Source organism: Streptomyces sp. NPDC054932, assembly GCF_053610205.1.
Genome location: NZ_JBSGXU010000009.1, coordinates 66,627 through 91,084 on the forward strand (window position 1 = coordinate 66,627; position 24,458 = coordinate 91,084).

Below are 24,458 nucleotides of genomic sequence, written 5' to 3' on the forward strand. Positions count from 1 at the left end.
GGAAAATGCCGTGCCGTGACGCCGGTGGAGGCGCAGACTCGCTCCATGGCGGACATGCGGGCATTCCGGGATGCGGTCGGCGACTGGGCGAACGGCGGCAGCGACGCGGCGGCGCGCGACCTGGCCGTCCTCCTGGGGGTGCGGACGGCGGTGCTGCTGGAAGGACCCAGCGACTCGGCGGCCGTGGAGGCGCTGGCCGCCGTGCACGGGCGGGACCTCGCCGCCGAGGGGGTGTGCGTCATACCGATGGGCGGGGCGATGAGCGTCGGCCGCTACACCGGCCTCCTCGGGCCGCCCGGCCTCGGACTGCGCCTGACAGGGCTGTGCGACGAGGGCGAGCAGGGCTTCTACGACCGCGGCCTGGAGCGGGCGGGGGCGCCCCGCCGGGGCTTCTTCGTCTGCGTGGCGGACCTGGAGGACGAGCTGATCCGGGCCCTGGGCACGGACGCGGTCGAGGAGATCCTGCGCGCCGAGGGTGACCTCCGCGCCTGGCAGACCTTCCTGCGCCAGCCCGCACAGCACGGCCGGCCCCGGCAGCGGCAGCTGCGGCGCTTCCTCGGCACGAAGAAGGGCCGCAAGATCCGCTACGGCCGTCTCCTCGCCGAGGCCCTGCACCCCGACCGGGTACCGGCCCCGCTCGACGGCCTCCTCGCGGAGCTGTGACCGGTCCAGGTGCTGCGGGTGGCGGCGGCGCGCATGCACGCCCCGAGCGCGGCACGGCAGCCGCCACCCCACGACCCGCACTCGTCAAGGCCTGTCCTTGGCGTCCCCTCGCGTCGAATCGCTCCACACCAGGGTGATCAAGATGTGACGAACCGTCAACACCTCGTTAGAGGTACACGCGCGGTTCCCGGGGCGGGGTGTGAAATTCCGACGGGCCGTCCGAGGCCCGCTCGGAGGCGCAGTCCGAGGTCGATTTCTGCGCACGGTCGATCTCGCACCAGATCCGTTTGCCCGCGCCCTCGCGCTGCCAGCCCCAGCGGTCCGCCAGCCCGTCGACCAGCTCCAGGCCGCGCCCGCCCGTGTCGTCCCCGGCCGCCTGTCGGCGGGCCGGCTCCCGGTCGCTCGCGTCGGCCACCTCGACCCGCACCCCGGGCCCGCCGAACAGCATCCGCAGCACGGCCGGACAGCCCGTGTGCACGACCGCGTTCGTGACCAGCTCGGAGATCAGCAGGATCAGCGTCTCGGCGAGCGGCTCGTCGTCCCCTATGCCCGACCCCGCCAACCGGGACCGGGCCCACCGGCGGGCCCGGCCGACCTCGGCGGGATCCGCTCCGACCTCCAGCTGAACCTGAAGCACCTGCACCGCTCACACCATCCGAACCGGCGGACACTTCGCCTCGCGACCGACGGGATCACCTGGGGGTACCTCCGGGCGGCAACCCGGGGGGAGTGATCCCCTTGCGGAGCAGCATGGTTGACATACAGTCACCACAACAAGCGCTTCGGGCATATTCCCGCGCGAAGGAGTGGGCGTGGTGCATACTGTGCGACGCCTGCGCCGCTCAACCGCTCGCATTCGTGGGAGCGTACCGGAGCAGGCCCTCTCTTCCGGGCCGCAATGAGTCGGGCGCAGGACACAAACCGATATCAACTCTCTGTAATCAGACATGCGTCCCGCGCCGTCCCTCCCGTGCCTTGCCGTCACAGTGAGCGACGGCCGCCGAGGGCTCCGGCCCGGCAGCCCCGGCGGCCCCGGCGCCGCGCTACCCCGCCGAGCCCAGCAGCTCCTCCGCGAGCAGTTCCTCCGCCTGCGCCGCCGTCCGCCACTGCCGGGCCCGCACCCAGGCCCGCTTCAGATGCAGGTGCACGTCCGCCTCCCAGGTGAAGCCCATCCCGCCGTGCACCTGCAGGCAGTCCCGGGCGCCCCGCACGGCCGCCTCGTCGGCGAGGAGCTTGGCCGCGGCCACCTCGCCCGCGTCCCCCGTCACCGCCGCCGCGTAGACCGCCGTACGGGCCACCTCCGACCGCACCAGCATCTGCGCGCACAGGTGCTTGACCGCCTGGAACGCCCCGATCGGCTGCCCGAACTGCTCGCGCTCCCCCGCGTACCGCACCGCCAGCTCCACCGTCCGCAGCGCGCTCCCGAGCTGCAGCGCGGCCGTCAGCAGCGCCCCCGCCCCGCGGTACGCCGAGACGTCGCCCACCGCCGCCACCCGGTGCAGCGGCGTCAGCGGGTCCACCGACCGCACCGGCTCGCCGGCCGGCACCGCGTCCGCCCCCAGCACCGCGTCCGCGTCCGCGAGGTGCGCCACCAGCGGCCCGTCCAGGTCGAAGGCGCTCACCACCGCCGTCCCCACCGCCGCCCCCGCAACCACCCCCGCGGCCAGGTGCGTGGCCACCAGCGGCCCCGGCACCAGGGCCCGCCCGGCCTCCTCGAAGACCAGGACCGCCTCCGGCAGCCCCAGGCCCACACCGCCCTCGGACTCCGGCAGGCGCAGCGCGAAGAAGCCCGCCTCCCCCAGCTCCCGCCACAGCGCGCGGTCCACACCGGCGCCCGAGTCCACCGACGCCCGCAGCGCCTCGCGCCCGTACCGTCCCGCCAGCAGGTCCCGTACACCCGCCCGCAGGTCCCGCTGGTCCTCGGTCGGCTGGAAGTCCATTCCCCTCACCGGCCCTTCGGGAGGCCGAGGATCCGCTCGGCGACGATGTTCTGCTGGATCTGCGAGGTGCCCGCCGCGATCGTGTACGAGAGGGAGGAGAGCCGGTCCAGGGTCCACTCCTCCTCCAGGGACAGCGACGAGACCCCGAGGACCTCCGCCGCCGTGTCGTACAGCTCCTGGCGCGCGTGCGAGTAGGCGAGCTTGAAGACTGAACCCCCGATGCCGGGAACCCCGCCGGAGCGCTCCGACTCGCTGACGTTCCACTGGGTCAGCCGCCACAGCGCGCCGAACTCCCCGTACAGCCGCCCCAGCCTGCGCCGCAGCGCCGGGTCGTCCCACCGGCCGTTGGCCTTCGCCGTCCGGGCCAGTTCCCCCAGGGTCCGGCGGCAGGCGACGACCTCGCCGACGAAGGCGGTCCCGCGCTCGAAGGACAGCGTGACCATGGTGACCCGCCAGCCGTCATTCTCCGCACCGACCCGGTTGGCCACCGGAACCCGCACCTCGTCGAGGAACATCTCCGCGAACTCCGTCGACCCGGCGAGCGTGCGCAGCGGCCGTACGGTCACCCCCGGCGCGTCCATCGGCATCGCCAGCCAGGAGATCCCCCGGTGCTTGGGGACCGTGGGCCCGGTCCGCACCAGCAGCTCGCACCAGTCGGCGACCTCCGCGTGCGAGGTCCAGATCTTCGACCCGCTGATCACGTAGTCCTCGCCGTCGCGCACGGCCCGCGTCCGCAGGGAGGCCAGGTCGGAGCCCGCGTCCGGCTCGCTGAAGCCCTGGCACCACACCTCGTCGCCGCGCAGCACGGGCGGCAGCCAGCGCGCCCGCTGCGCCGCGGTGCCCTCGGCGGCGATGGTGGGACCGGCGTGCAGCAGCCCGACGAAGTTCGCGCCGACGTACGGGGCCCCGGCGCGCTCGGTCTCCTCCAGGAAGATCAGGTGCTGGGTCGGGGTGGCCCCGCGGCCGCCCGCGTCCACCGGCCAGTGCAGGCCCGCGTACCCGGCCTCGTACAGCCGGCGCTGCCAGCCGAGGTCGTAGGCGCGCCGGCCGGGCCAGTCGTCGGGGGACGGGCGGGCGGGCAGCTCGGGGAGCACTTTGGCGAGCCATTCGCGCAGCCGGGCGCGGAAGTCCTGCTCCTCCTCGGTGTAGGTCAGGTCCATCAGCGGTCGCGGTCCAGGTCGAGGCCGAGCATGCGGATGGCGTTGCCGCGCATCAGCTTGTAGACCGTCTCGTCGTCCAGCCCCTTCACGTGGTCGAGGGCGACCTCCTTGGTGTGCGGGAAGGTCGAGTCCACGTGCGGGTAGTCGGTCTCGAAGGTCGCGTTGTCGCGTCCGACGACGTCGAGCGAGGCGATCCCGTGCTTGTCGCGGAAGAAGCAGCAGAACATCTGCCGGTAGTAGTACGTGGACGGCGGCTCGGGGATCAGATCGCGGACCCCGCCCCAGGCCCGGTGCTCCTCCCAGACGTCGTCGGCCCGCTCCAGGGCGTAGGGGATCCAGCCCATCTGGCCCTCGCTGTAGGCGAGCTTCAGCGTCGGGAACTTCACCAGGACGCCGCTGAAGAGGAAGTCCATCATCGAGGCCATCGCGTTGTTGAAGCTGAGCGACGCCTGGACGGCGGGGGGCGCGTCGGGGGAGGCTGCGGGCATCTGGGAGCTGGACCCGATGTGCATGTTGACGACCGTGCCGGTCTCCTGGCAGACGGCGAAGAAGGGATCCCAGTAACCGGAGTGGATCGACGGCAGCCCCAGGTAGGTCGGGATCTCGGAGAAGGTCACGGCCCTCACCCCGCGGGCCGCGTTGCGCCGGATCTCCGCCACCGCGAGGTCGATGTCCCACAGCGGGATGATGCACAGCGGGATCAGCCGGCCGCCGCTGTCGCCGCACCACTCCTCGACCATCCAGTCGTTGTAGGCGCGCACGCAGGCGAGGGCCACCTCCTTGTCGTGGGCCTCGGCGAAGGTCTGGCCGCAGAAGCGCGGGAAGGTCGGGAAGCACAGGGAGGCCTCGACGTGGTTGAGGTCCATGTCGGCGAGGCGCGCCTTGGGGTCCCAGCACCCGCGGCGCATCTCCTCGCGGGTGATGCCCTCCAGGGTCATGTCGTCGCGGTCGAATCCGACGGCGGCGATGTTGCGCTTGTACGGGAACTTCAGGTCCTCGTAGATCCACCAGTCGGTCGGCGGTCCGTCCGGGTCCATGGTGATGACGTACTTGCCGCCGGTGTAGGCGAGTTCGCCGATGCCGGCGGTGAGTGCCTTGGGGCCGCGGTCGCGGTACTTGGCGGGCAGCCATACGTCGAACAGGTGCGCGGGCTCGATCACGTGGTCGTCGACACTGATGATCCGAGGCAGTTCCATGGTCTCCCCATTCCGCGATCTGATGGATCGTCAGAAATAAGCTAGCCCCGCCACCCCTGGACCGACAAGCGTCAGCGCCCTACGCTCTGCGCTTGATCTGACTATCCGTCAGCTATGGGGAGGTCTGGGATGACGGACACCGCGACCGCGACAGAACTGAGCCGGTCCCGAACCCTCTGGGAACTCATCGCCCGCCGGGCCGCACTGACCCCCGACACCACCGCCCTGATCGAAGCGGCCGAGAACCCCGCGGCCGACCGGCGGCTGACCTTCGGGGAACTGCGCGACCGCTCCGAACGCGTCGCCGCCGGCCTCCACGCCATGGGAGTACGCCCCGGCACGGTCGTCGCCTGGCAGCTCCCCACCCGCATCGAGACCGTGCTGCTCTCCGTCGCCCTCGCCCGGATCGGCGCCGTACAGACCCCCGTCATCCCCTTCTACCGGGACCGCGAGGTCGGCTTCGCCCTGCGCGAGTCCAAGGCCGAGTACTTCGCCGTCCCCGGGACCTGGCGGGGCTTCGACCACACGGCGATGGCCCGGCGCCTCGGCGCGCGCGGCGTCTTCGACGCCTACGACCACCTCCCCGACGGCGACCCGGCCGTACTGCCCCCACCGCCCGCCTCCGGCACCGACGTCCGGTGGATCTACTGGACCTCCGGCACCACCTCCGACCCCAAGGGCGTCCTGCACACCGACCGCTCCCTGATCGCCGGCGGCTCCTGCCTCGCGCACGCCCTGCACCTCGGCCCGTCCGACGTCGGCTCGATGGCCTTCCCCTTCGCGCACATAGCCGGGCCCGACTACACCGTGATGCTGCTGCTCTACGGCTTCCCCGCGGTCCTCTTCGAGAAGTTCGCGATGCCGGACGCCCTGGACGGCTACCGCCGCCACGGCGTCACCGTGGCCGGCGGATCGACGGCCTTCTACGCCATGTTCCTGACCGAGCAGCGCAAGACTCCGGACGTCCCGCTCATCCCCACCCTCCGCCTCCTCGCGGGCGGCGGCGCCCCCAAACCGCCCGAGATCTACCACGCGGTCGTACGGGAGCTGGGCTGCCGGCTGACCCACGGCTACGGCATGACCGAGGTCCCGATGATCACCATGGGCGCCCCGGACGACACCGACGAGAACCTCGCCACCACCGAGGGCCGCCCGCCCGCGGGCATGTCCATCCGCATCACCGCCCCGGACGGCACCGAGCTGCCCCCGGACACCGACGGCGAGGTCCGCCTCCGGGGCGAGGCCGTCTGCCGGGGCTACCTGAACCACGACGAGCCGGCGGACGTCTTCGACGCCGACGGCTACCTGATCACGGGCGACCTCGGGCACCTGACACGGGACGGGTACCTGGTCCTCACCGGCCGCAGCAAGGACGTCATCATCCGCAAGGGCGAGAACATCTCGGCGAAGGAGATCGAGGACCTCCTCCACCAACTCCCGGGCGTCGCGGACGTGGCCGTCATCGGCCTCCCGGACCCGGCCCGCGGCGAACGCGTCTGCGCCGTGGTGGAACAGCCCCCGGGAGCCGCCCCCCTGACCCTGCCCCAGCTGACCGCACACCTCCGCGCGGAGGGCCTGGCCACCCACAAACTCCCGGAGCAACTCGAACTCCTGGAGTCCCTCCCCCGCAACGAGGCCCTGCGCAAGGTCCTGAAGTACAAACTCCGGGAGCGGTACGCGTAAGCCCTGCGGGCGAAAGGCGGGAGCCGCTCAGGCGGCGTCGGGAGGGTGGGGCGGGGGCTTCGGGGGCGGGAGCTGCTGGGGCGGCATGGGTGGGCGCGACGGGGGCTCCGGAGAGTAAGGAAGCCACTCGATCCGAATCAGAGCTGTGCATGGGGGGTCCCGTCAGTCCCATCGTCCCTCCGGGGCAGGCCGGGCCGGTCCCGGGGGCGACGGGCGCGTCCGAGCGCTACCCGTTCCCCATCTCTCAGCGTCTCCAGCCCTTCCTGGGCCAGACAGAGGCCGCTAGCGGTCTCCCCACGCTCCTCGATCGCGCGCCTGCGGGCGTCTTGGGACTCTCCCCCCTGCGGGTGATGACACAAGGGAGGGGATCGAAAGTACTTTCAACGCTATGCGCGCTGAGAACGCTGCCTCCAAGCCGGAGGAATCACCGCTGTTGCCACAGCCTGGCGTTGTCACCGCCACTACCAGGGCCTTAGTTGCAGCGCTGGCAGCAGGCGAGCACAGCATGGAATCACTCCGCAACATGCTGCCAGAGGCATTTCCCTGGATTCGGTTCCTCCCCGGGCCAGACGTCCATGCCTTCGCTGTCGAACTGGTCGACACCCTGCGCGCCGCAGATTCGATCGGCCACCACGCATCCGTCCAACAGATGCTCATTGCGTGGCAGCACACGGCGCAGGCCCATGCCGACCCCATCCTTCTGGCTGCGCTGACCAAGGACCACAGAACGGACTTCGGTCCGGCACCCGACCCGCTCCGCAAGAGGTAGGGCGGAGGCGCTTCACGTCCGAACGAAATGTCCGGACCGCGCAATCCCCGATGCCCTCACCCAACTCCATCCTGCCACCCGGCGAAGCCCGCCGACCGTTGTCCGTGCGCCACTGCAGCAACACCCGGCCTTCGTCATCAACCACGATTGCTGAAGCCGTCGGGACCAAGCTGTTCGCTTCCGGGCTGGGGTCGTCCTCCCGAATATCGCGTCCACGACTCCACACAACCCGCCTGCAAATCGTGGACTCACCAGGAAACGGTCTAATCCAGCGGGATGGCCTGGTGCGCTGAAACGATCGCGTCGATGCGGTGCGCGAGCTCGAAGTCCGCAGCAGTGAGCCGGTGGCCTGCATCGTGGGTGGTGATGGACGCACGCAAGTGGTCGATACGAAGATCGAGATCCGCATGGTGCTGAATACGTCGGGACCGGTCGGCGATGGTCACGATCGCTGCCACCGCAGCGTGATAGCGGATCTGGTACGTGCGGGTGATCTCATCCCCCTTACGCTCCCAGCCGGGCAAGCCCGCCAGCCGCTCCGTGATCTCCTCGTCGGACAACACCCTCAGCACGCCCATGTCAGACCCCCTCAGTCACAGGCGCCAGAATCTCGGAAAGATCCCGGCCCACCGAGGCATCGTGCCACGGCCTCATAGCCCGCTCCAGAGTGCCGAGTTCGCGCACCGTGCGGGCAGAGCGGGTCTCCACTGCGATCTCGACAGCCAACCGGGCGAACTCGACCGCACGGTCAGGCTCCCGGGACTCGGCCGCCGCAGTCGCTCTGCGTGCGAGAAACACACCACGATCCCGGCGCGCGGTCGACGGCACGCCGTCCAGAACCTGCGCCCAGAGGCGTTCGGCCTCTCTACCGAGGCCGAGCCTGCCGTAACAGGTCGCGCGCTGGACCTCCAGATAGCCCGGCGTGCGCCGGCAGGCATTGCCCCAGGGCAAGTCGTCGTCGACATGAGAAAGCAGCCCGCCGGCCGCGTCGATCAGCTGGTCCACTGCCACCCGGTCACCGATGAGACTGGCACCGTGCGCCTGCTGCTGCATGGCCATGATCCGCACCTTGGGGAAGAGCCGATCCGGACCGTCGAGGGCGGCCTCACAAAGGTCGATCACTCCGTAACCGTCACCGAGATCCGTGCGGACCTGTGCCTGATTCACCAAGCTGTAGCCGACGAGATGACGGTCGCGGGACCGAACAGCGATCTCCTGCGTAACCCCTCGCCAGAACGTTGCGGCCGGCAAGTCGCCCGCGTCCTGGTACAACCAGCCGACCAGAGCGGCGTAGGAAGCTCCGGCCCGCAAGAGACCACGACGCACCTCGCCTTTCGCGGAACGGACGAGCTTGTCGATCAGCTGATACTGCGCACTGACGGTGCCGATCAAGTCATGGGGCCCGAGAAACATGTCAGCCCTGTAGTGCCCTTCGAGTTGCTGCTCGAAGTAGTCGATGAGGGCGGGGTCGACGTGTTGATGCACGACCGGCCCTGCGACAAGAGCCGCCGCCGTGGCGGATACGAACTGCCTACGATTCACGTCGTCCTCATGGAAAACCTCGGGGCGGATCCACCCAGCGGGCACCGTAAATCCCAGGTCCTCGGGCCAGCGCCCCAAAGCGTCATGCAGCACGATGGCGGTCTCTTCCGGTGGCCAACCCGGGCGCTCGCCCTCCCAGCGCCGCCACGTCCGGGGCGACACCTCGAAGTGCCGGTCGTCAAGGAGGCGCTTCCCATGCGCGGAAAGGCATTTCGCGGCCTGGTCCATCGTCCGCCAGCCGACCCGGAGCCTCGCCGCTCGGAGTGCGTCGTTTCGAGTTCCCATGACCTCAGCTTGAGCTGTCATAGCGGCCGTCACCGGTCGTGGCCAAACCCTGGCCGTCGCCGGCCGGACGATGGCCTATCGATCCCTCTCCTTGCCAGCCCATCATCACCGTATGACGAAGAACAGCGCAGGAGAACGACGCGGAATTCCGCCGCACTTCAGCGATCTGAAGCGACCTTCAGACTTCTCGTTCCGCCACCTGTCACAAGGCCCCAGCCCTGAGCTGCTCGCGCGCGCGGACGCAGGGTGGGATCGGTTTCTCCGCGCCGCACACAAGCGGGCGGCACCCAGCGGTGTCTGAGACATACGAGTACGTGCCGCACAGGCTCCTGCGCCGCCGGGTACGCGATCTCGCCTCCGGCGTTGAGGGGGAGCTGATGGCCGTGATCAACGAGAACGTCTCGGACTCGGCCACCGAGCACTGGACGGAGCTGGCCTACATCCGTGTCGCATCCGGCCGTGAGATCACCACATCGGTCTCCAACATCCAACCCGCCGGCCAAGAGCTCTCCGGCACGCTTCTGGATCAGCCCCGAACGGTCGCCGGTCGCAGCCATCGAGAAGCACCCATGGATCGTGGGCGGCCTATGTCCGGCCCAGGACGGGCTGGAGACGCTGAGAGATGAGGAGCGCGTAGCGATCGGATGCGCTTCCCCCGAACCCGGCCGGGCTTCTATGGGCCTCGCCTCTCGGTCGTGCCCATGGGGATCAGGTCGGGCATCTGTGATGTCCCCGTCCTTCGTGCCTTGGACCGGCTCGTTCTTTTGGGGGCTTCTCGGCAGTCTTTCGTTTCTCCGGGGCGGGACGGTCGGTCAAGGGTGGAGCGCAGCGACATCGCGAAGCGACGCGACCGCAGGGAGCGCCCTTGAGGGACCGGCCCGACCCGGAGGGACGATGGGACTGACGGGAAACCCCCATACCCCTCCCTGATGCCGCCCGAGTGGACCCCGCCCACCCGCGACCCCGCCCAGCTTCCCGACTCCGGCCGGTCGGCTCCGCCGTTCCGGAGCCGGCCCGCACCCGGGGGTGGGTGGGCAGCCGCCGAGTGGGGGGTAGGGGTCGCGGGGGTGAAGGCCCCGCCCGCGCAACGGCCCGTACCCCCCGCCCCCCTACAGCCTGCTCAGCGACGCCGCCGCGAACAGGACGTCCCGGATCGCCTCGCGGTCGCCGTGCTGGCCCACCGCCGCCTCCTCCGGAGAGATGTGACCGGCGGCCAGCTGGCAGAACTCGATGCCGTCCAGGGCGATCTCCGCCACCGTCCGCTCCGGCGACGGCTTCGCCCCGGGCGAGTCCAGTGCGATGTCCCAGCCGCCGCCACCGGCGCCCTCGATCTCCAGGTGCAGGGTGCGTCCGGGCGCGCCCGCCGCGACCAGGCCCCGCGCCGGGGCCGCCAGACCCGCGCGCCTGCGCTGGGCCAGCGCACCCGGCAGGAGCCGCGCCGCCAGGTCGATCATCCGGTGCAGGTGCGGCCCGGAGGGCGGTTCGTACGGGTAGTCCACCGCCTCCGCGATGTCCCACGCGTGCACCCAGCACTCGAAGGCCCGTTCCAGGAACGCGTCCCCGAGCGGCAGCGCGAAGCCGCCGTAGTCCACCGCGAGCTCGGCGACGCCCCGGCCGGCGAAGGAGACCGTACGCACCAGCGTGTGGCCCTGCTCCCGCCACGGGTCGCGGACCTGCCGCGTGATCGGGTACTCCGACGCACCCCAGAAGTGCTCCGTCCGCACGGTCGGACCGCCCTTCGGCGCGTCCGGGCCCAGCGGGTCGTCCAGCCCCAGCGCCGAGGCGATCAGCCCGTCCACCGTCAGCAGATGGCCGATCACCCCCGCCACCGTGGTCCGCTGCGACCGGCGCCGCTCCTCCTCGAACCACTTGAGCCGCACCGGGGTGTGCCATTCCGAGTCCCCGAAGTCCTGCAGCAGCGCGTCGAGCCGCGCGGTCTCGGTGTCGTACGGGCTCGCCCACGCCGGCACCGGAATGCGGGCCGGCCGCTTGCCCAGGCAGTCCTCCAGGACGCGCGAGCGCAGCAGTGGCTTCAGGTCGAGATTCTCCTCCGGGTGCAGCAACCCCACCGCGTCGCGCAGCCGGAGCGCCTCCTCCGCGCAGGGCGCGCACTCGGTGAGGTGGTCCTCCACCGCCTGGGTCTCCTCGGCCGAGCAGGCCGCCAGCGCCCACGCCCCGAGCAGGGACTTCAGCACCGCGTGCGAGGGTGGCGGCGGCGGCTCCGTCGGAGGCGGCGGCGTCATCGGCATCGGTGGCACCGGCGCCGGCATCGGCGGGAGCGGCACCGACCGCGGCGCGCGCCCCGGATCGAGATCGTCGGCGGCCCCGCGCGGGCCCGGTATCCGCGCCTGGCCGCCGGGACGCTCGTATCCGTCATCGGGCGACTGGGCAGGGCCGTTCATCGAGGGGTTCCATATCCGGACCGGGCGGTTTCCTCCTGTGGGAGGGCGTTGGCGGTCGACAGCAACTGCAGCCCGAGCCGCAGCCGGCGCCGCGCCTCGTCCTCGCTGATCTGCAGGTCGGCGGCGGCCTGCCGGTAGTCGCGCCGCTTGAAGTACGCGAGTTCCAGGGCGGCGCGCAGCGGCGCCGGCATCGAGGTGACGATGTAGTCCGCGCGGGCGGCCGCGTTGGCGCTGCGCACCTTCTGTTCCAGCTCCTCGCGGGAGCCCCGGCCCAGTTCGGCCTGGCGCAGCCGGGCCACTGCCTGCCCCTGGGTGATCCGGGCGACCCAGGAGCGCATGGAGCCCTGCTTGGGGTCGTAGGCGTCCGGGTTCTCCCAGATGTAGCCGAACACCTCACGGGTGATCCGGTCCGCCGCCTTCTCGTCGCCCAGCACCCGGTGCGCCAGGCTGTGCACGAGCGAGGCGAAGCGGTCGTACAGCTCCCCGAGCGCGGCGGCTTCGCCACGGGCGAGCCGCTGCTGCATGCGGCGGTCCCAGCGCGGTGGTGCGTCCTTCGGCATGAATGCCCCCAGCCGTGTGTCGACGCATCGAATGTAGTGGGCACATGGCGGATCGCGCCTGTTTTGGGAGAACCTCACCCTGGAAGTGCGCCCTGCGTGATAGGGGCGTGGCACGGTGTGAACGGTGGTACGTCCGAGGGCACATGGGGACAGGTGTACGCGCCCCACCGCGCTCCCCGTGCGCGGGTTCGATGCGGCCGCCTCCTTGACCGCTTCGCTTAACGCGCAGGCCACATAGGCCTTACGCTCCTGCCTTGTCTTGATCTGAACCCCACTGCACATGTGAAGGCGGAACGCCGAATATGGAAAGCGCAGAATACGAGCGCAAGATCGCCGCCCGATTCGCCACCTTCGACCAGGACGGGTCCGGCTATATCGACCGTGAGGACTTCAGTGCGGCCGCGAAGGCCGTCCTGGCCGAATTCGGTACGACCGCCCGGTCGGACAAGGGCCAGGCCGTCTTCGCGGGCGCCGAGGCCTTCTGGCAGGGCATGGCCGGCATCGCGGACGTCGACGGGGACCAGCGGGTGTCCCGCGAGGAGTTCATCACCGGGGCCGCGAAGCGGCTGCGCGACAACCCGCAGCGGTTCGCGGAGATCGCGCGGCCGTTCCTGCGGGCCGTGATCGCGGTGGCGGACGAGGGCGGCGCCGGCACGACCCCGGCGAACGCGGCCCGGGTGCTGCGCGTCCTGGGCACCGCCCCGGAGCTGGCCACCCAGGTGGCCGCGGCCCTGGACGCCGACGGCGACGGCCACATCTCCGAGGAGGAGATCCTGGCGGCCTTCGCGGGCTACTGCGGCGTGGAGGCCCCGGACGCGTAACGCCCGCGGCGCGCGTCCGGCGACCAGCGGCGGGGCCGCACGGCCCCGCCTGCCGCGCCCTGCCCTGCCGCCTTCCGACCTGCAGGACCGGTCCGCACCAGGCCGGTCCAAACCCGGCCGGTCCGAACCAGGCCGGTCCGAACCAGGCCGGTCCGCACCCGGCCCGGCCGAGCCCGCCGGGCCCCTCCGGTTACGCGAAGACCACCGTGCGGGCGCCGTTCAGCAGCACGCGGTGCTCGCTGTGCCACTTCACCGCGCGCGCGAGCGCCTGGCACTCCACGTCGCGGCCGACGGCCACCAGCTGCTCCGGCGTGACCTCGTGCCCCACCCGCTCGACCTCCTGCTCGATGATCGGCCCCTCGTCGAGGTTCGCCGTCACGTAGTGCGCGGTCGCGCCGATCAGCTTCACGCCCCGCGCGTGCGCCTGGTGGTACGGCTTCGCGCCCTTGAAGCTCGGCAGGAACGAGTGGTGAATGTTGATGATCCGCCCGCTCAGCTCCGTGCACAGCTTGTCCGACAGGACCTGCATGTACCGCGCCAGCACCACCAGATCGACGTTCTCTGCACGCACGAGCTCCAGCAGCTGCTCCTCGGCCGCCGCCTTCGTGTCCTTCGTCACCGGGATGTGCACGAACGGGATGTCGTACGAGGCGACCAGTTCGGCGAAGTCGGTGTGGTTGGAGACCACGGCCGCGATCTCGACCGGAAGCGCGCCGATGCTCGAGCGGAAGAGCAGGTCGTTCAGGCAGTGCCCGAACTTGGACACCATGAGGATGATCCGCATGCGCTCCTCGGAGCGGTGGATCTGCCAGTCCATCTTGAACGAGTCGCCGATCGCCGCGAAGCTGGCCCGCAACTTGTCGACGGTCACCGGGGGCTCGGCCTCGAAGTGCACCCGCATGAAGAACAGCCCGGTCTCCCGGTCTCCGAACTGCTGGCTGTCCACGATGTTGCATCCGGTCATGAAGAGATAACTCGACACGGCATGCACGATGCCCTGCTTGTCGGGGCAGGACATGGTCAGGACGTACTGGGGCTGGGGCTGGGCCGGGGCCTCGTTGTGCGGGTCGCTCATGACCGCACAGCCTTTCACACCGCGCGGGTGAGGATCTTCAACGCATCCAGCGATGTCGGCCGCACGTCCGGGTCGTCCCCGTCCGCCTCCGCCAGCCGTACGTGCGCCTCGCGCGCGGCACGCACCGCCTCGGGCCACGCGTGGTGCTCCAGGTAGGCGGAGACGGGGGCGTCGGGCCCGACCTGGTGGAGGATGCGCAGCACCCGCAGCACGGCGAGGTCGACGAGGGTCGCCTCCTGGGAGTCGCGGAAGATCGTGCCGACGTACTTCTCGGCGGACCAGCTGTCGAGCCAGGTGTCCTCGACGAGCCGGTACACGGCGTCGGTGACGTCGCCGTAGGCATCGTCGCCGGTCAGCCACGTGTCCTCGTGGAAGGCCGGATCGGAAAGCATGTGCAGCGCCGAGCGCACGTTGCAGCGCCAGCGCCACCACGGCATGTCGTTGAGGGGCATGCCGCCCATGGTGGAGGAGCGGCCACCGCGTCGGGAAGAGTTCTTCGAACCTTGGGCGAATGTCACGCTTTCGATCGTACGTTCCTGTTCGGGGCGATCTTCAGGCGCCTGCACGGGAGCGCACCCCGGTAATTCACCTGGGCGTCACCCGATGTTGTGTCCATCTCACTCGACAGTTACCGGTGGGGCGGAATGGTGCATGGACATGACCAAGTTGCGACGCGCCGCATCTCTCTCCCGCACCTTCGTGGCCACGGCGATGGGTGCGTGTCTCATCGCCGGCTGCGGTGCGCTCCCCGGGGGCTCGGGGGGCTCCGGGGAGACCCTCACCGTCATGACCTTCGCCCCGGAGGGCACCAAAGCGACCAACATGCCCGGTATGACCGGCATGGCCAAAGCCTACGAGCGCTGGGTGAACTCCAAGGGCGGGATCAACGGCCGCAAACTGCGCGTACTGACCTGCAACGAGAAGAACACGCCCAGCGGCGCCGCCGACTGCGCCCGCAAGGCCGTCACCGAGAAGGCGGTCGCCGTCGTCGGCTCCTACAGCCAGCACGGGCGCGCCTTCATGGCCCCGCTGGAGGCGGAGGGCATCCCCTTCATCGGCGGCTACGGAGTCTCCTCCGAGGAGTTCCAGTCCCCGCTGTCCTACCCGGTCAACGGCGGCCAGCCCGTCCTCATCGCGGGCGCCGGGCACCAGCTGGGCCGCGCCTGCGACCAGGTCGCCCTGGTCCGCCCCGACACCCTCGCGGGCGACACCCTGCCGGTCCTGCTCAACGCCGGACTGCGCGCCAACAAGATGGCCGACGCCTCCGACATCCGGGCCGCCGAGGACTCCGCCGACTTCGGCCAGCAGGCCCGCGAGGCCCTCGCGCACACCAGCGGCACCGGCAAGGAGAAGGAAAAGGAGAAGGGCTGCGTGACGGCGGTCCTCGGCGAGCGCACCGAGACCTTCTTCGACGCCTTCCGCCGGACCGACGCCCAGCGCAAGAAGCCGCAGATCTCCTCCGTCCTGGGCAGTGTCAGCCAGTCCCTGGTGGACCGCACGGGCGGCAAGGAGAGCCCCTTCGAGGGCGCGTACCTGACCAGCTGGTACCCGGTGTCCGCCGATCCCCTCTGGGAGCCCATGCGCAAGGTGGTCTCCGACTTCGCCTTCGGCGACGACAACGTCGACCCCGACGACAGCGGGGCGCAGACCACCTGGATCGCGTACACGGTGCTCAGCGAGATCGTGAACCGCTTCAAGGAGGACGAGCCCCTCACGGCCCGCAAGGTCAAGCGGTCGCTGAACGAGGCGCAGCCGGTCAAGACCGGCGGCCTCACCCCGGACCTGAGCTGGCGCTACCAGGACATGCGCGCCGTCGCCGGCTTCCCCCGCATCGTCAACGGCCGGGTCACCTTCCAGATCGTGCAGGCCGGGCGGCTCGTGGCGCAGCCCGGGGAGCAGCCCCTGGACATGACCCCGACCCTGGTGCAGGCGCCGCGCACGGCCTGACGCGGACGGCCGGCCGCGCGCACGGACCGGCCGCGGTCGGAGCGGCCCGCCGCGTCCCGGTCAGAGCTGGGACTTGTCCCGCTTGGTGAGGCCGTGCTTGGCCGCGATCGCGTTCCACAGGGTCGCGGCCGACTCCTTGGCCTTCGTCGCCTCGCCGCTCGACCTGTTGCCGTCGGCGGCGTTCTTGGTGACCTTGGCCTTGCCGTCCTTGCACTTGTCGTCGTCCACGTCGTCCGCCCAGGCGGCGTAGCTGTCGTCGGCGTCCGCCGAGGACTGCCAGGCCTTGGTGAGGGACGCGGACAGCTTCGCGTGGTCCGGGAGCCGGTCGAGCTTCAGCTCCTGGAGACGGGTGATCAGCTCCTCGCGCTGGCGGGCCGCGTCACGCAGGTCGGCGGCCGCCTGGTCGAGGTTGTTGCAGCCCTTGATGTCCTCCACGGCCTTGATCACCGCGGCCCGGCTGTCGTTGCTGTCCGCGAGGAGCTTGTCCAGCTGGACGGCCTGCGGGCGGGCCGGATCGACCGGGGCCTCGCCGCCGGGGGCGGCGGAGCCGCCGCTCGCGGCCGGGGTCCCGGCGACCGCGCCGGGGTCGTTGTTCTGCGGCTTGTCGTCGGCGAGCAGCGAACCGACGCCGAGCCCGACGACGGCGAGGCCGACGACCACCGCGGCGATGATCCCGGGCGAGACCCTGCGCGCGGGCTCCGGGGGCGGCGGGGGCGGGGCGTACTGCTGCTGCGGGTGCGGTTGCTGCTGCTGGTACTGCGGCTGCTGCGGGCGGGGCTGGTGCGGTCGGGGCTGCTGGGGGCGCGGCTGCTGGGGTCGCGGCGGCGGCTGCCGCAGCACGGGCTCCTGGACCGGCGGCAGGTGCTGGGTGTGTCCGGCGGTGTCGTTGTCACCGCGGAAGAGCCCGTCGAACCCGTCGGCGGCGGGCACCGGCGGGATGTACTGCGTCGCGGCCTCCTCGTGCGAGGGGGCGGCCGGCACCGGCGGGATGTACTGCGTCGCCGCCTCCTCGTGCGAGGCGGCGGCCGGCACCGGCGGGATGTACTGCGTCGCCGCCTCCTCGTGCGAGGCGGCCGCGGGCACCGGCGGGATGTACTGCGTCGCCGCCTCCCCGTACGAAGGGGCGGCCGGCACCGGCGGGATGTACTGGGTGGCGGCCTCGGGCAGCGGCGGGTAGCCATAACCGTGCGGATCCCCCGCCCCCTCGTAGCCGGGCCCCACCACGTGACCGGGCGGCGCGCCCTCCGGGGCGGGATAGGCCTGCGGGTAGCCGTACGCGGCGCCGGGGTGCGGCGGCTGCGACTGCGGCTGCTCCGGGTACGCCGGGTATCCGGACGCCGGGTCCGGACCCCACGGGGCACCCGGCTGGGGGGCGCCCCCTTGTCCGCTCTGCGTCACCGGGACTCCTTCTCCGACTCGCCCGACCCTACGGGACCGTCAGGTCACGCTACCCCGTCACGCACCGCCACCGTGAGAGCACCCCGAACCCCGTCCGGCCCCTGCCCGGCCCGCCCGGCTCCGCCCCGGCCCCGCCCCGGCCCCGCCCCGGCAGGACATCTCCTAGGCCGTCACCTCCAGCCGCGCCGCGAACTCCCGCACCGCCGCCTCCTCCCGGTACGGCTCCAGCCGCGCCCGGAAGTCGTCCAGGTACTCCACGCCCCGGTTCGAGCGGAGCCCCTCCAGCAGTTCCGCCGCCTTCGCCGCCGTCTGGCAGGCCTGCTCCACCTCCCGCTGCTGCACCTGCGCCGCCGCCAGCACCAGCAGCCCGATGGCCCGGCGGCGCGCCTTGCCCGCCGGCAGACCCCGCAGCGCCTCCTCCGCCCGCCTGGCCGCCGCGTCCGCCTGGCCCAGGTCGCGGTGGCAGTGCGCCAGCTCGTCCGCGAGGTACGCCGCGTCGAAGTGGCTGATCCACACCGGGTCGTCGCCCGACTCCGGCTGAGCCCGTTCCAGCGCGCTGACCGCCCGCCCGGACAGCACCGCCGTCGCCCGGGTGTCCCCGAGCAGCGCGTGCCCGCGCGCCTCGGCGGCGTAGAACATGGCCTCGACCCGCGGGGTGACCTGCCCCCGCGTCCCCTCCTGGGCGGCCCGCGCCAGCTGCGCGATCTCCCGCGGGTTGCCCAGCTCTGCGGCGAGGTGGCTCATGGACGCCGCGAGCACGTAGCCGCCGTAGGCCCGGTCGCCCGCGGCCTGCGCCATCCGCAGCGCCTGGATGTAGTAGCGCTGGGCCAGGCCCGGCTGGCCCGTGTCCACCGCCATGTAGCCGGCGAGCTCGGTCAGCCGGGCCACCGCCGCGAACAGGGCCCGCCCGACGGGCTCCCGGTACGAGCCGCCGATCAGCCCGGACACCACCGAGTTGAGGTAGTGCACGACCACCGGCCGGACGTGCCCGCTGCCGAAGCGGTGGTCGAGGTCCTTGAGCGCCTCTGTGGTCGCGCGGACCGCCTCGACGTCCGGCATGCCGACGCGGGAGCCGCCGCTGCGGGCGACCTGGGAGTCGGCCCCCGTGATCAGCCAGTCCCGGCTCGGCTCGACGAGGGCGGAGGCGGCCACGCTGGAGCCCGCCAGGAAGTCGCGGCGGCCGACGTCGCTGCGCCACAGCTCGCAGACCTGCTCGATGGCGCCGATGACGGTCGGGGAGAACTGCAGGCCGACGCCGGAGGCGAGGTTCTTGCCGTTGGCCATGCCGATCTCGTCGATGGTGACGGTCCGGCCCAGTTTGCGGCCGAGCGCCTCGGCGATGATCCCCGGCGCCCGGCCGCGCGGCTGCTGGCCGCGCAGCCACCGGGCCACGGAGGTCTTGTCGTAGCGGAGATCGAGGCCGTGCTCGGCCCCGCACATGTTCACGCGCCGGGCTAGCCCGGCGTTGGAGCACCCGGCTTCCTGGATGAGCGCCTGCAGCCGTTCGTTCGGCTGGCGGGCGACGAGAGGCCTGGCTGCCATGAAAACCCCCTGAGGCCGCGGGTGATCGTTGGAATGATCACTTCCCGCCTGATGTGCGGAGAATCTTCCGCTCTGCGTCGTGCAGCTACCCAACTGCGGCGCCCCGGCCTCCTACGCGCCCCCACGCGTGCATCAGTGCGCCCCGTATGCAGGATCGATGCTCCGCCCGCCGCCGGGTTTACGCCCGTAACCCCGGGTGACCCGGGGAGTTGTGATGGGCGTGGAAGAGACCATCGGAGTCACGGAGACCGCACCCATCCCCAAGCAGCGCGGCGAGCAGCTGCTGGACCATGCCGTGCGGTACGCGGAAGAACGGCACTGGGATGTCTTCGCCGGCACCTGGTTGGAACCCGGGGACGGCCGCGAGCTGTGCTCCTGCGGGGCCGAGGACTGCCCGGCGCCCGGCGCGCACCCGGCGGTGAAGGACTGGGCGGCGCAGGCCACCGGCAGCGCGGTGCAGGTCCGCCGCATCTGGGCGAAGCACCCGCGGGCCTCGATCCTGCTGCCGACCGGCCGGACGTTCGACGCGCTGGACGTGCCCGACTCGGCCGGATTCCTCGCGCTGGCGCGGCTGGAGCGGATGGAGCGCACCCTCGGGCCGGTCACGCTCACGCCCGACCACCGGATGCTGTTCTTCGTCCTGCCGGGCGCCGGCGTCAAGGTGCCCGACCTGGTGCGCAAGCTGGGCTGGCCCGCGGCCACGATCGACCTGGTCGCCCGCGGCGAGGGCGAGTACGTGGCGGCGCCGCCCACCCGCTTCGGCGGCCGGGGATCGGTCCAGTGGGCGCAGCGCCCCACGCCGGCCAACCGGTGGCTGCCGGACACCGAGGAACTGATCGACGCCTTGGCCTACGCGTGCGGGAGCGAGGCCGCGGCGGAACGCAAGCGGCGCCAGGGCTGACCCGGCAACTCGCCCGCCGGACCTGCGAATCGGGGCGAAAACTCATGACATAAGTAACTGCTCAGGCCCCTCCCTGCCCTCCTATGGTGAAGAAGGAACGACCAACGGGGACGCAATGAGAGGCAGGCGCATGCCGGACCGGGGCGATGCGACGGGTGGGGCGTACGGAGCGGGTGGCGCGCGATCCGCTCCGCCCGCCGTGCGGGTGGAAGGACTGTGGAAGCGGTTCGGCGATCAGGTGGCCGTGGCCGGGATCGATCTGGAGCTGCCCGCGGGCCGGTTCATCGGTCTGGTGGGCCCCAACGGCGCGGGCAAGACGACGACGCTGTCGATGGTGACCGGACTGCTGCGCCCGGACATGGGGCGCGTCCACGTCGCCGGGCACGACGTGTGGGCGGACCCGACCGAGGTGAAGGCGCGCATCGGTGTCCTGCCCGAGGGGCTGCGGCTCTTCGAGCGGCTGTCGGGGCGCGAACTGCTCGGCTACATGGGCCGCATGCGCGGGCTGGCGGGCGAGGAGACCGACAAGCGCGCGACGCAGCTGCTGGAGGTCCTCGACCTCGCGGGCTCGCAGCACAAGCTGGTCGTGGACTACTCCACCGGCATGCGGAAGAAGATCGGCCTGGCGGCGGCACTGCTGCGCAACCCCGAAGTGCTCTTCCTGGACGAGCCGTTCGAGGGCGTCGACCCGGTGTCGGCGCAGACCATCCGCGGGGTGCTGGAGCGCTACACGGCCTCCGGGGCCACCGTCATCTTCTCCTCCCACGTGATGGAGCTCGTCGAGTCCCTGTGCGACTGGGTGGCGGTGATGGCTGCCGGCTCCATCCGCGCAGCCGGCCCGCTGGCCGACGTACGGGGCTCCGCACCCTCACTGCAGGCCGCCTTCCTCGAACTGGTCGGCGCGCACGGGCGCGACGCGGCCGGGGACTCGCTGGAGTGGCTCGGCGGCGGTTCCGGGGCGGGATCGCGATGACCTCGCCCGCCAACCCGGCCGCCGTGGTGACCACCGCCGTCAACGGGTCCGCGGAAGCCACGGGGGCCTCCTCCGTCGCGTCGATCCCGCTGACCCCGATCTTCGTCCGGCTCAAGCTGTCGCTGCTGCGCAACGGCCTGAAGGGCTCCTCGAAGCGCAAGGCCGCCTACTTCACGACGCTCGCCTTCGCGCTGGTCGTCGGCTTCTTCATGACGCTCGGCCTGGCCCTGCTGCACGGGCACGCCCGCGCGGGCACCGTCGTCGTCCTGCTGGCCGCGATCCTGGCCCTCGCCTGGGCCTTCATGCCGCTGTTCTTCCCCACCGGGGACGAGACGCTCGACCCGAGCCGGCTGGTCATGCTGCCGCTGCGCCCGCGTCCTCTCGTACGGGCCCTGCTCGCCTCCTCGCTGGTCGGCATCGGGCCGCTGTTCACGCTGTGCCTGGCCGTCGGCTCGGTGGTGGCCGTCGCGCGCGGCGCCGCCGGAGCGGTGGCCGCGGTGGTGGCCGCGCCGCTGCTGGTGCTCGGCTGCGTGACCCTCGCGCGGGCGGTGGCCACGGCCAACGTGCGGCTGCTGAGCAGCCGCAAGGGGCGTGACCTGGCGATCCTCAGCGGTCTGCTGATCGCGGTGGGCGGCCAGCTGGTCAACTTCGCCAGTCAGCGCCTGTTCCAGGCGGGCGGCCTCGCCACGCTGGAGCCCGTCGAGGCCGTGGTCCGCTGGCTGCCGCCGGCGACCGCCGTCGGCATGGTGGACTCCGCGAGCGAGGGTGCGTACGGGGTGGCGGCCGCCCAACTCGCCCTGACCCTGGCCGCCGTGGCCGCCCTCCTGTGGTTCTGGGAGCGGAGCCTGACCCGGCTGATGGTCACCCCGGACGGCTCGACCATCGCGGCCGCCCGGCCGACGAAGGACCGCGGCGCGGGCGGCCTGTGGTCCCTGCTGCCCGCCGGGCGGACGGGCGCGGCCATGCAGCGCACCCTGCGCTACGCCGTCCGCGACCCGAAGACCAAGGCCTCCTGGGTGACCGCGCTGGCGATCGGCATGATCATCCCGGTCTTCAACGCCCTCCAGGGCACGGGATCCGTCTACCTCGCCTGCTTCGGCGCGAGCATGCTCGGCATGCAGATGTACAACCAGTTCGGGCAGGACACCTCGGCGTTCTGGATGGTCGCGCAGACCATCTCGACGACGCGCGACGCCTATGTGGAACTGCGTGCCCGGGCCGTCGCGCTGGCCCTGGTCACCGTCCCGTACACGGTCCTCGTCACCGTGGTCACTGCCGCCGTGATGGGCGACTGGTCCACCCTCCCCGCGGCCACGGGCCTCTCCCTGGCCCTGCTGGGCTCGATGCTCTGCACCGGTGCACTGGCCTCGGCCCGCTTCCCGTACTCCATCCCGTCGGACGGCGCCTTCAAGAACGTCGTCCCGGGGCAGGCCGGGCTGGCCTGGGCGGGCATCTTCGGCGGGCTGCTGGTCTCGGCGGTGATCGCCGCCCCGGTGATCGCCCTGACGATCTGGCTCAAGGTGGCCGACCATCAGGACATCTCCTGGATCGTGCTCCCGCTGGGTGTGGCCTGGGGCGCACTGGCCACCTGGGCGGGCCTGCGGTTCTCCGCGCCGACCGTGGCGCGCAAGCTCCCGGAGATCCTGCTGGCGGTCAGCAAGGGCTGACGGCCGACCACGCCGAACGGGCCGGCCTCCTCTCCCCTGCGGGAGCGGAGGCCGGCCCGTTCGCGCGGGTCCGGCGCCAGGCGGATCGGCGGGCGTGGTGTCAACGGGCGGCGAGCAGGAGGAGCACCGCGATCGAGCCCGCGAAGACGACGACGTGCCGGATGTTCTGGAGGCCGGGCATCACCCAGTCGGGGAAACCGTCCTCGGCGGCGCGGAGCATGGACCTGACGTCGATGCGCTGCAGTTCGGCGTCACCGGACTTGGCGAAGGCGGCGGTCACGGAGGGCACGGCGGTCAGGTTCGAGTAGAGGATCACGCAGTTCACGAGGATGACGAGCGGCTGGACGATCCAGGACAGCGTCCCGCTCCACGGGCTCCCGGCGAGCCCGAGCACGGCGGGCACGGCCAGGGACACCGCTATCCCGACGGGGGCCCACGTCTCGTGCCCGCCGGCGTCGAGCCGCATGCCGTTCTCGGCCGTGACCGTGGTGCGCACGCCCTGGCGCCCCAACTCGGCCTCGACGGCGGCCTGGGCGCGGGCGCCGTAGCGGCTGCGGACGACGGGGATGCTCAGGAAGGCGAGGGCGATCAGGAGCTGCAGGGCGGCGACGGCGTTCATCGGGGTTCCTCGTTTCTCGGTGCTTGCCTGGCGACGACGTCACCATGACGCCGTCCCCTGACAGCTCCCGAACAGCCCGCTGACAAACCGCTGATACGCCCTCGCGCGGCCTTACGCAGCCTCGCGCGGCCTCGGGCGCCCCTGCGCGGCCCCGGGCGGCGACGGGCGGCGACGGGCGGTCTCACCGGGACGATGCCCGCCGGGGCCGCCCGCGCCGGCCGGTCAGGGCGCTTCGGCCTTGATGCCGTCGAGGAAGGGTTCCAGGACCTCGCGCCAGGCCGTCGGCTGGTCGTAGTGGAGGTAGTGGCCCGCGTCGGGGATCTCCGCGTACTGGCCGGCCGGGAGGACGCGGACCATTTCCTGGGCCTCGGCCCGGCCCAGCTCGCCGTCGAGGCCGCGGACCACCAGGGTCGGGCAGCGGACCTGGGCGAGCTCCTCCCAGTGGGCGTCGTGGACCCAGGTCTCACGGGCCGTCAGCATCTGGCGGCGGGAGAAGACCGGGCGCCAGCCGTCCGACGCCTCCTGCATGACCTCGGCGAAGAAGGCGCCGCGGCCGGGGTCGGGGCGCTCCACGCGGGGGTCGTCCTCGCCGAACCAGCGGCGGGCCGCGTCCTGGGTGGGGAAGGGCAGGGGCCAGTGATGGAACCAGTCCTCCCATTCCTGCTGGGAGGCGGCGCCCAGGGCGGAGGCGCGCATGTCGCAGATGACGAGGGCCTCGACCAGTTCCGGGCGGCGGGCCGCGAGCTGCCAGGCGGTGAGGGCGCCCATGGAGTGGCCGATCAGGGTCACGGGGGCGAGACCGAGCTGTTCGACGGCCGCCTCGGCGTCGGCCACGAATGCCTCGCGGCCCAGGGAGGTGAGGGTGCTGTCGGAGGTGGCGGGAGGGCGGGCGCTCTGGCCGTGTCCGCGCTGGTCCAGGGCCACGACGCGGCGGCGCTCGCGGAGCCAGCGGGCGGTGCCGGCCCAGTGGAGGGCGCGGCCCATCAGGCCGTGCAGTAACAGGGCCCCGGGGCGGGTGTCGGGTTCGGCCTCTGCTTCGCGGAACTCCCAGGCGGCCAGGCGGACTCCTTCGGCCCCTGTCACATCGACGCGCTGTACCACCGCAGATGCACCCCCTTCGCTCCCCGCCAGACTATCGAACCCGTATTCGAAAACGGGTTTCTCGCCCACAACACCGCTCTTTCGAGTGACCTTGCTCAAGGATTGGCCGCCGTTGCCGATGGAGATCCTTTCAACAGGGAGGCGGGCCGCTCGGGGAAGACGGTCCGAGGGGACGACCTTGAGAGCTCGGGGCTCCAGGTCACAAGGGGAGGAC

Annotated in this window: 24 protein-coding genes; 9 read left to right on the forward strand and 15 right to left on the reverse strand. The window is 71.8% G+C overall.

Annotated features, from left to right (window positions below; translation table 11 throughout):
* Positions 1 to 45: 45 nt before the first annotated feature.
* The gene (locus ACWGE1_RS04500) at positions 46 to 663 is read left to right on the forward strand and encodes a TOPRIM nucleotidyl transferase/hydrolase domain-containing protein (protein WP_453419073.1); all 618 of its coding nucleotides are present in this window, start codon (positions 46 to 48) and stop codon (positions 661 to 663) included.
* 166 nt (positions 664 to 829) lie between these two features.
* Here the strand turns inward: ACWGE1_RS04500 and ACWGE1_RS04505 are convergent, their stop codons facing one another.
* The 4 genes from ACWGE1_RS04505 to ACWGE1_RS04520 all read right to left on the reverse strand — a co-directional run bounded on the left by ACWGE1_RS04505 (position 830) and on the right by ACWGE1_RS04520 (position 4,959).
* Positions 830 to 1,306 carry an ATP-binding protein gene (locus ACWGE1_RS04505; RefSeq protein ID WP_453419074.1) on the reverse strand — a complete coding sequence of 159 codons (477 nt, stop codon included), beginning with the start codon at positions 1,304 to 1,306 and terminating at the stop codon, positions 830 to 832.
* Between the two features lie 400 nt (positions 1,307 to 1,706).
* Positions 1,707 to 2,603 carry an acyl-CoA dehydrogenase family protein gene (locus ACWGE1_RS04510; RefSeq protein WP_453419075.1) on the reverse strand — a complete coding sequence of 299 codons (897 nt, stop codon included), beginning with the start codon at positions 2,601 to 2,603 and terminating at the stop codon, positions 1,707 to 1,709.
* Between the two features lie 5 nt (positions 2,604 to 2,608).
* Entirely contained in the window at positions 2,609 to 3,763 is a 1,155-nt protein-coding gene (locus ACWGE1_RS04515; RefSeq protein ID WP_453419076.1) for an acyl-CoA dehydrogenase, read from the reverse strand.
* Positions 3,763 to 4,959, reverse strand: coding sequence for an amidohydrolase family protein (locus ACWGE1_RS04520; RefSeq protein ID WP_453419077.1), 1,197 nt, complete (start codon positions 4,957 to 4,959; stop codon positions 3,763 to 3,765). The genes ACWGE1_RS04515 and ACWGE1_RS04520 overlap by 1 nt, the downstream gene beginning before the upstream one ends.
* 129 nt (positions 4,960 to 5,088) lie before the next feature.
* On the opposite strand from ACWGE1_RS04520, the gene ACWGE1_RS04525 reads away from it, so the two are divergent.
* Both ACWGE1_RS04525 and ACWGE1_RS04530 read left to right on the forward strand, forming a co-directional pair.
* The gene (locus ACWGE1_RS04525; RefSeq protein WP_453419078.1) at positions 5,089 to 6,642 is read left to right on the forward strand and encodes an AMP-binding protein; all 1,554 of its coding nucleotides are present in this window, start codon (positions 5,089 to 5,091) and stop codon (positions 6,640 to 6,642) included.
* Between the two features lie 388 nt (positions 6,643 to 7,030).
* Positions 7,031 to 7,411 carry a hypothetical protein gene (locus tag ACWGE1_RS04530; protein WP_453419079.1) on the forward strand — a complete coding sequence of 127 codons (381 nt, stop codon included), beginning with the start codon at positions 7,031 to 7,033 and terminating at the stop codon, positions 7,409 to 7,411.
* Here ACWGE1_RS04530 and ACWGE1_RS04535 read toward each other — a convergent pair.
* Genes ACWGE1_RS04535 through ACWGE1_RS04545 form a run of 3 tightly spaced genes read right to left on the reverse strand, consistent with a single transcriptional unit; the run spans position 7,296 to position 9,181 of the window.
* Positions 7,296 to 7,766, reverse strand: a complete 471-nt coding sequence (locus ACWGE1_RS04535) for an NUDIX domain-containing protein (RefSeq protein ID WP_453419080.1) — start codon at positions 7,764 to 7,766, stop codon at positions 7,296 to 7,298. The two genes, ACWGE1_RS04530 and ACWGE1_RS04535, sit on opposite strands and share 116 nt — an antisense overlap.
* Positions 7,675 to 7,989: a 4a-hydroxytetrahydrobiopterin dehydratase gene (locus tag ACWGE1_RS04540; RefSeq protein ID WP_453419081.1), complete on the reverse strand. Its 315-nt coding sequence runs from the start codon at positions 7,987 to 7,989 to the stop codon at positions 7,675 to 7,677. The genes ACWGE1_RS04535 and ACWGE1_RS04540 overlap by 92 nt, the downstream gene beginning before the upstream one ends.
* A gap of 1 nt (position 7,990) precedes the next feature.
* Positions 7,991 to 9,181, reverse strand: a complete 1,191-nt coding sequence (locus ACWGE1_RS04545; RefSeq protein ID WP_453419082.1) for a Twin-arginine translocation pathway signal — start codon at positions 9,179 to 9,181, stop codon at positions 7,991 to 7,993.
* 350 nt (positions 9,182 to 9,531) lie between these two features.
* Between ACWGE1_RS04545 and ACWGE1_RS04550 the strand changes: the two genes are divergently transcribed.
* Positions 9,532 to 9,864: a hypothetical protein gene (locus tag ACWGE1_RS04550; RefSeq protein ID WP_266442139.1), complete on the forward strand. Its 333-nt coding sequence runs from the start codon at positions 9,532 to 9,534 to the stop codon at positions 9,862 to 9,864.
* Between the two features lie 483 nt (positions 9,865 to 10,347).
* Here ACWGE1_RS04550 and ACWGE1_RS04555 read toward each other — a convergent pair whose 3' ends face one another.
* Together ACWGE1_RS04555 and ACWGE1_RS04560 are read right to left on the reverse strand one after the other, a co-directional pair.
* Positions 10,348 to 11,640 (reverse strand): zf-HC2 domain-containing protein, encoded by a 1,293-nt coding sequence (locus ACWGE1_RS04555; RefSeq protein WP_453419083.1) that lies wholly within the window; start codon positions 11,638 to 11,640, stop codon positions 10,348 to 10,350.
* On the reverse strand, positions 11,637 to 12,200 hold the full coding sequence (locus ACWGE1_RS04560; protein ID WP_030732432.1) for a sigma-70 family RNA polymerase sigma factor: 564 nt from the start codon (positions 12,198 to 12,200) through the stop codon (positions 11,637 to 11,639). Before ACWGE1_RS04560 ends, ACWGE1_RS04555 begins: the two co-directional genes overlap by 4 nt.
* A 302-nt stretch (positions 12,201 to 12,502) precedes the next feature.
* Between ACWGE1_RS04560 and ACWGE1_RS04565 the strand changes: the two genes are divergently transcribed.
* Complete coding sequence (locus ACWGE1_RS04565; protein ID WP_453419084.1) at positions 12,503 to 13,021, forward strand: EF-hand domain-containing protein; 519 nt, start codon at positions 12,503 to 12,505, stop codon at positions 13,019 to 13,021.
* A 190-nt stretch (positions 13,022 to 13,211) separates the two neighbouring features.
* On the opposite strand, the gene purU is transcribed toward ACWGE1_RS04565, so the two are convergent.
* Positions 13,212 to 14,096 (reverse strand): formyltetrahydrofolate deformylase, encoded by an 885-nt coding sequence (purU, locus tag ACWGE1_RS04570; protein ID WP_453419085.1) that lies wholly within the window; start codon positions 14,094 to 14,096, stop codon positions 13,212 to 13,214.
* 14 nt (positions 14,097 to 14,110) lie between these two features.
* Complete coding sequence (locus tag ACWGE1_RS04575) at positions 14,111 to 14,557, reverse strand: SCO4402 family protein (protein WP_453419097.1); 447 nt, start codon at positions 14,555 to 14,557, stop codon at positions 14,111 to 14,113.
* Positions 14,558 to 14,753: 196 nt separating this feature from the next.
* Here ACWGE1_RS04575 and ACWGE1_RS04580 point away from each other — a divergent pair, with 196 nt between their 5' ends.
* Positions 14,754 to 16,043: an ABC transporter substrate-binding protein gene (locus ACWGE1_RS04580; RefSeq protein WP_453419086.1), complete on the forward strand. Its 1,290-nt coding sequence runs from the start codon at positions 14,754 to 14,756 to the stop codon at positions 16,041 to 16,043.
* A gap of 60 nt (positions 16,044 to 16,103) precedes the next feature.
* Here ACWGE1_RS04580 and ACWGE1_RS04585 read toward each other — a convergent pair whose 3' ends face one another.
* Both ACWGE1_RS04585 and ACWGE1_RS04590 read right to left on the reverse strand, forming a co-directional pair.
* Positions 16,104 to 17,441, reverse strand: a complete 1,338-nt coding sequence (locus ACWGE1_RS04585) for a hypothetical protein (RefSeq protein ID WP_453419087.1) — start codon at positions 17,439 to 17,441, stop codon at positions 16,104 to 16,106.
* Positions 17,442 to 17,603: 162 nt separating this feature from the next.
* Positions 17,604 to 18,983: a transcriptional regulator gene (locus ACWGE1_RS04590; RefSeq protein ID WP_453419088.1), complete on the reverse strand. Its 1,380-nt coding sequence runs from the start codon at positions 18,981 to 18,983 to the stop codon at positions 17,604 to 17,606.
* Positions 18,984 to 19,203: 220 nt separating this feature from the next.
* Here ACWGE1_RS04590 and ACWGE1_RS04595 point away from each other — a divergent pair, with 220 nt between their 5' ends.
* From ACWGE1_RS04595 to ACWGE1_RS04605, 3 genes are all read left to right on the forward strand, one after another.
* Entirely contained in the window at positions 19,204 to 19,884 is a 681-nt protein-coding gene (locus ACWGE1_RS04595; protein WP_453419098.1) for a bifunctional DNA primase/polymerase, read from the forward strand.
* A gap of 130 nt (positions 19,885 to 20,014) precedes the next feature.
* Positions 20,015 to 20,857 (forward strand): ABC transporter ATP-binding protein, encoded by an 843-nt coding sequence (locus tag ACWGE1_RS04600; protein ID WP_453419089.1) that lies wholly within the window; start codon positions 20,015 to 20,017, stop codon positions 20,855 to 20,857.
* Positions 20,854 to 22,524, forward strand: coding sequence for a transporter (locus ACWGE1_RS04605; RefSeq protein WP_453419090.1), 1,671 nt, complete (start codon positions 20,854 to 20,856; stop codon positions 22,522 to 22,524). Before ACWGE1_RS04600 ends, ACWGE1_RS04605 begins: the two co-directional genes overlap by 4 nt.
* A gap of 100 nt (positions 22,525 to 22,624) precedes the next feature.
* Here ACWGE1_RS04605 and ACWGE1_RS04610 read toward each other — a convergent pair whose 3' ends face one another.
* Together ACWGE1_RS04610 and ACWGE1_RS04615 are read right to left on the reverse strand one after the other, a co-directional pair.
* Positions 22,625 to 23,143 carry a hypothetical protein gene (locus ACWGE1_RS04610; protein WP_453419091.1) on the reverse strand — a complete coding sequence of 173 codons (519 nt, stop codon included), beginning with the start codon at positions 23,141 to 23,143 and terminating at the stop codon, positions 22,625 to 22,627.
* A 222-nt stretch (positions 23,144 to 23,365) separates the two neighbouring features.
* Entirely contained in the window at positions 23,366 to 24,244 is an 879-nt protein-coding gene (locus ACWGE1_RS04615; protein WP_453419092.1) for an alpha/beta fold hydrolase, read from the reverse strand.
* Positions 24,245 to 24,458: the final 214 nt, after the last annotated feature.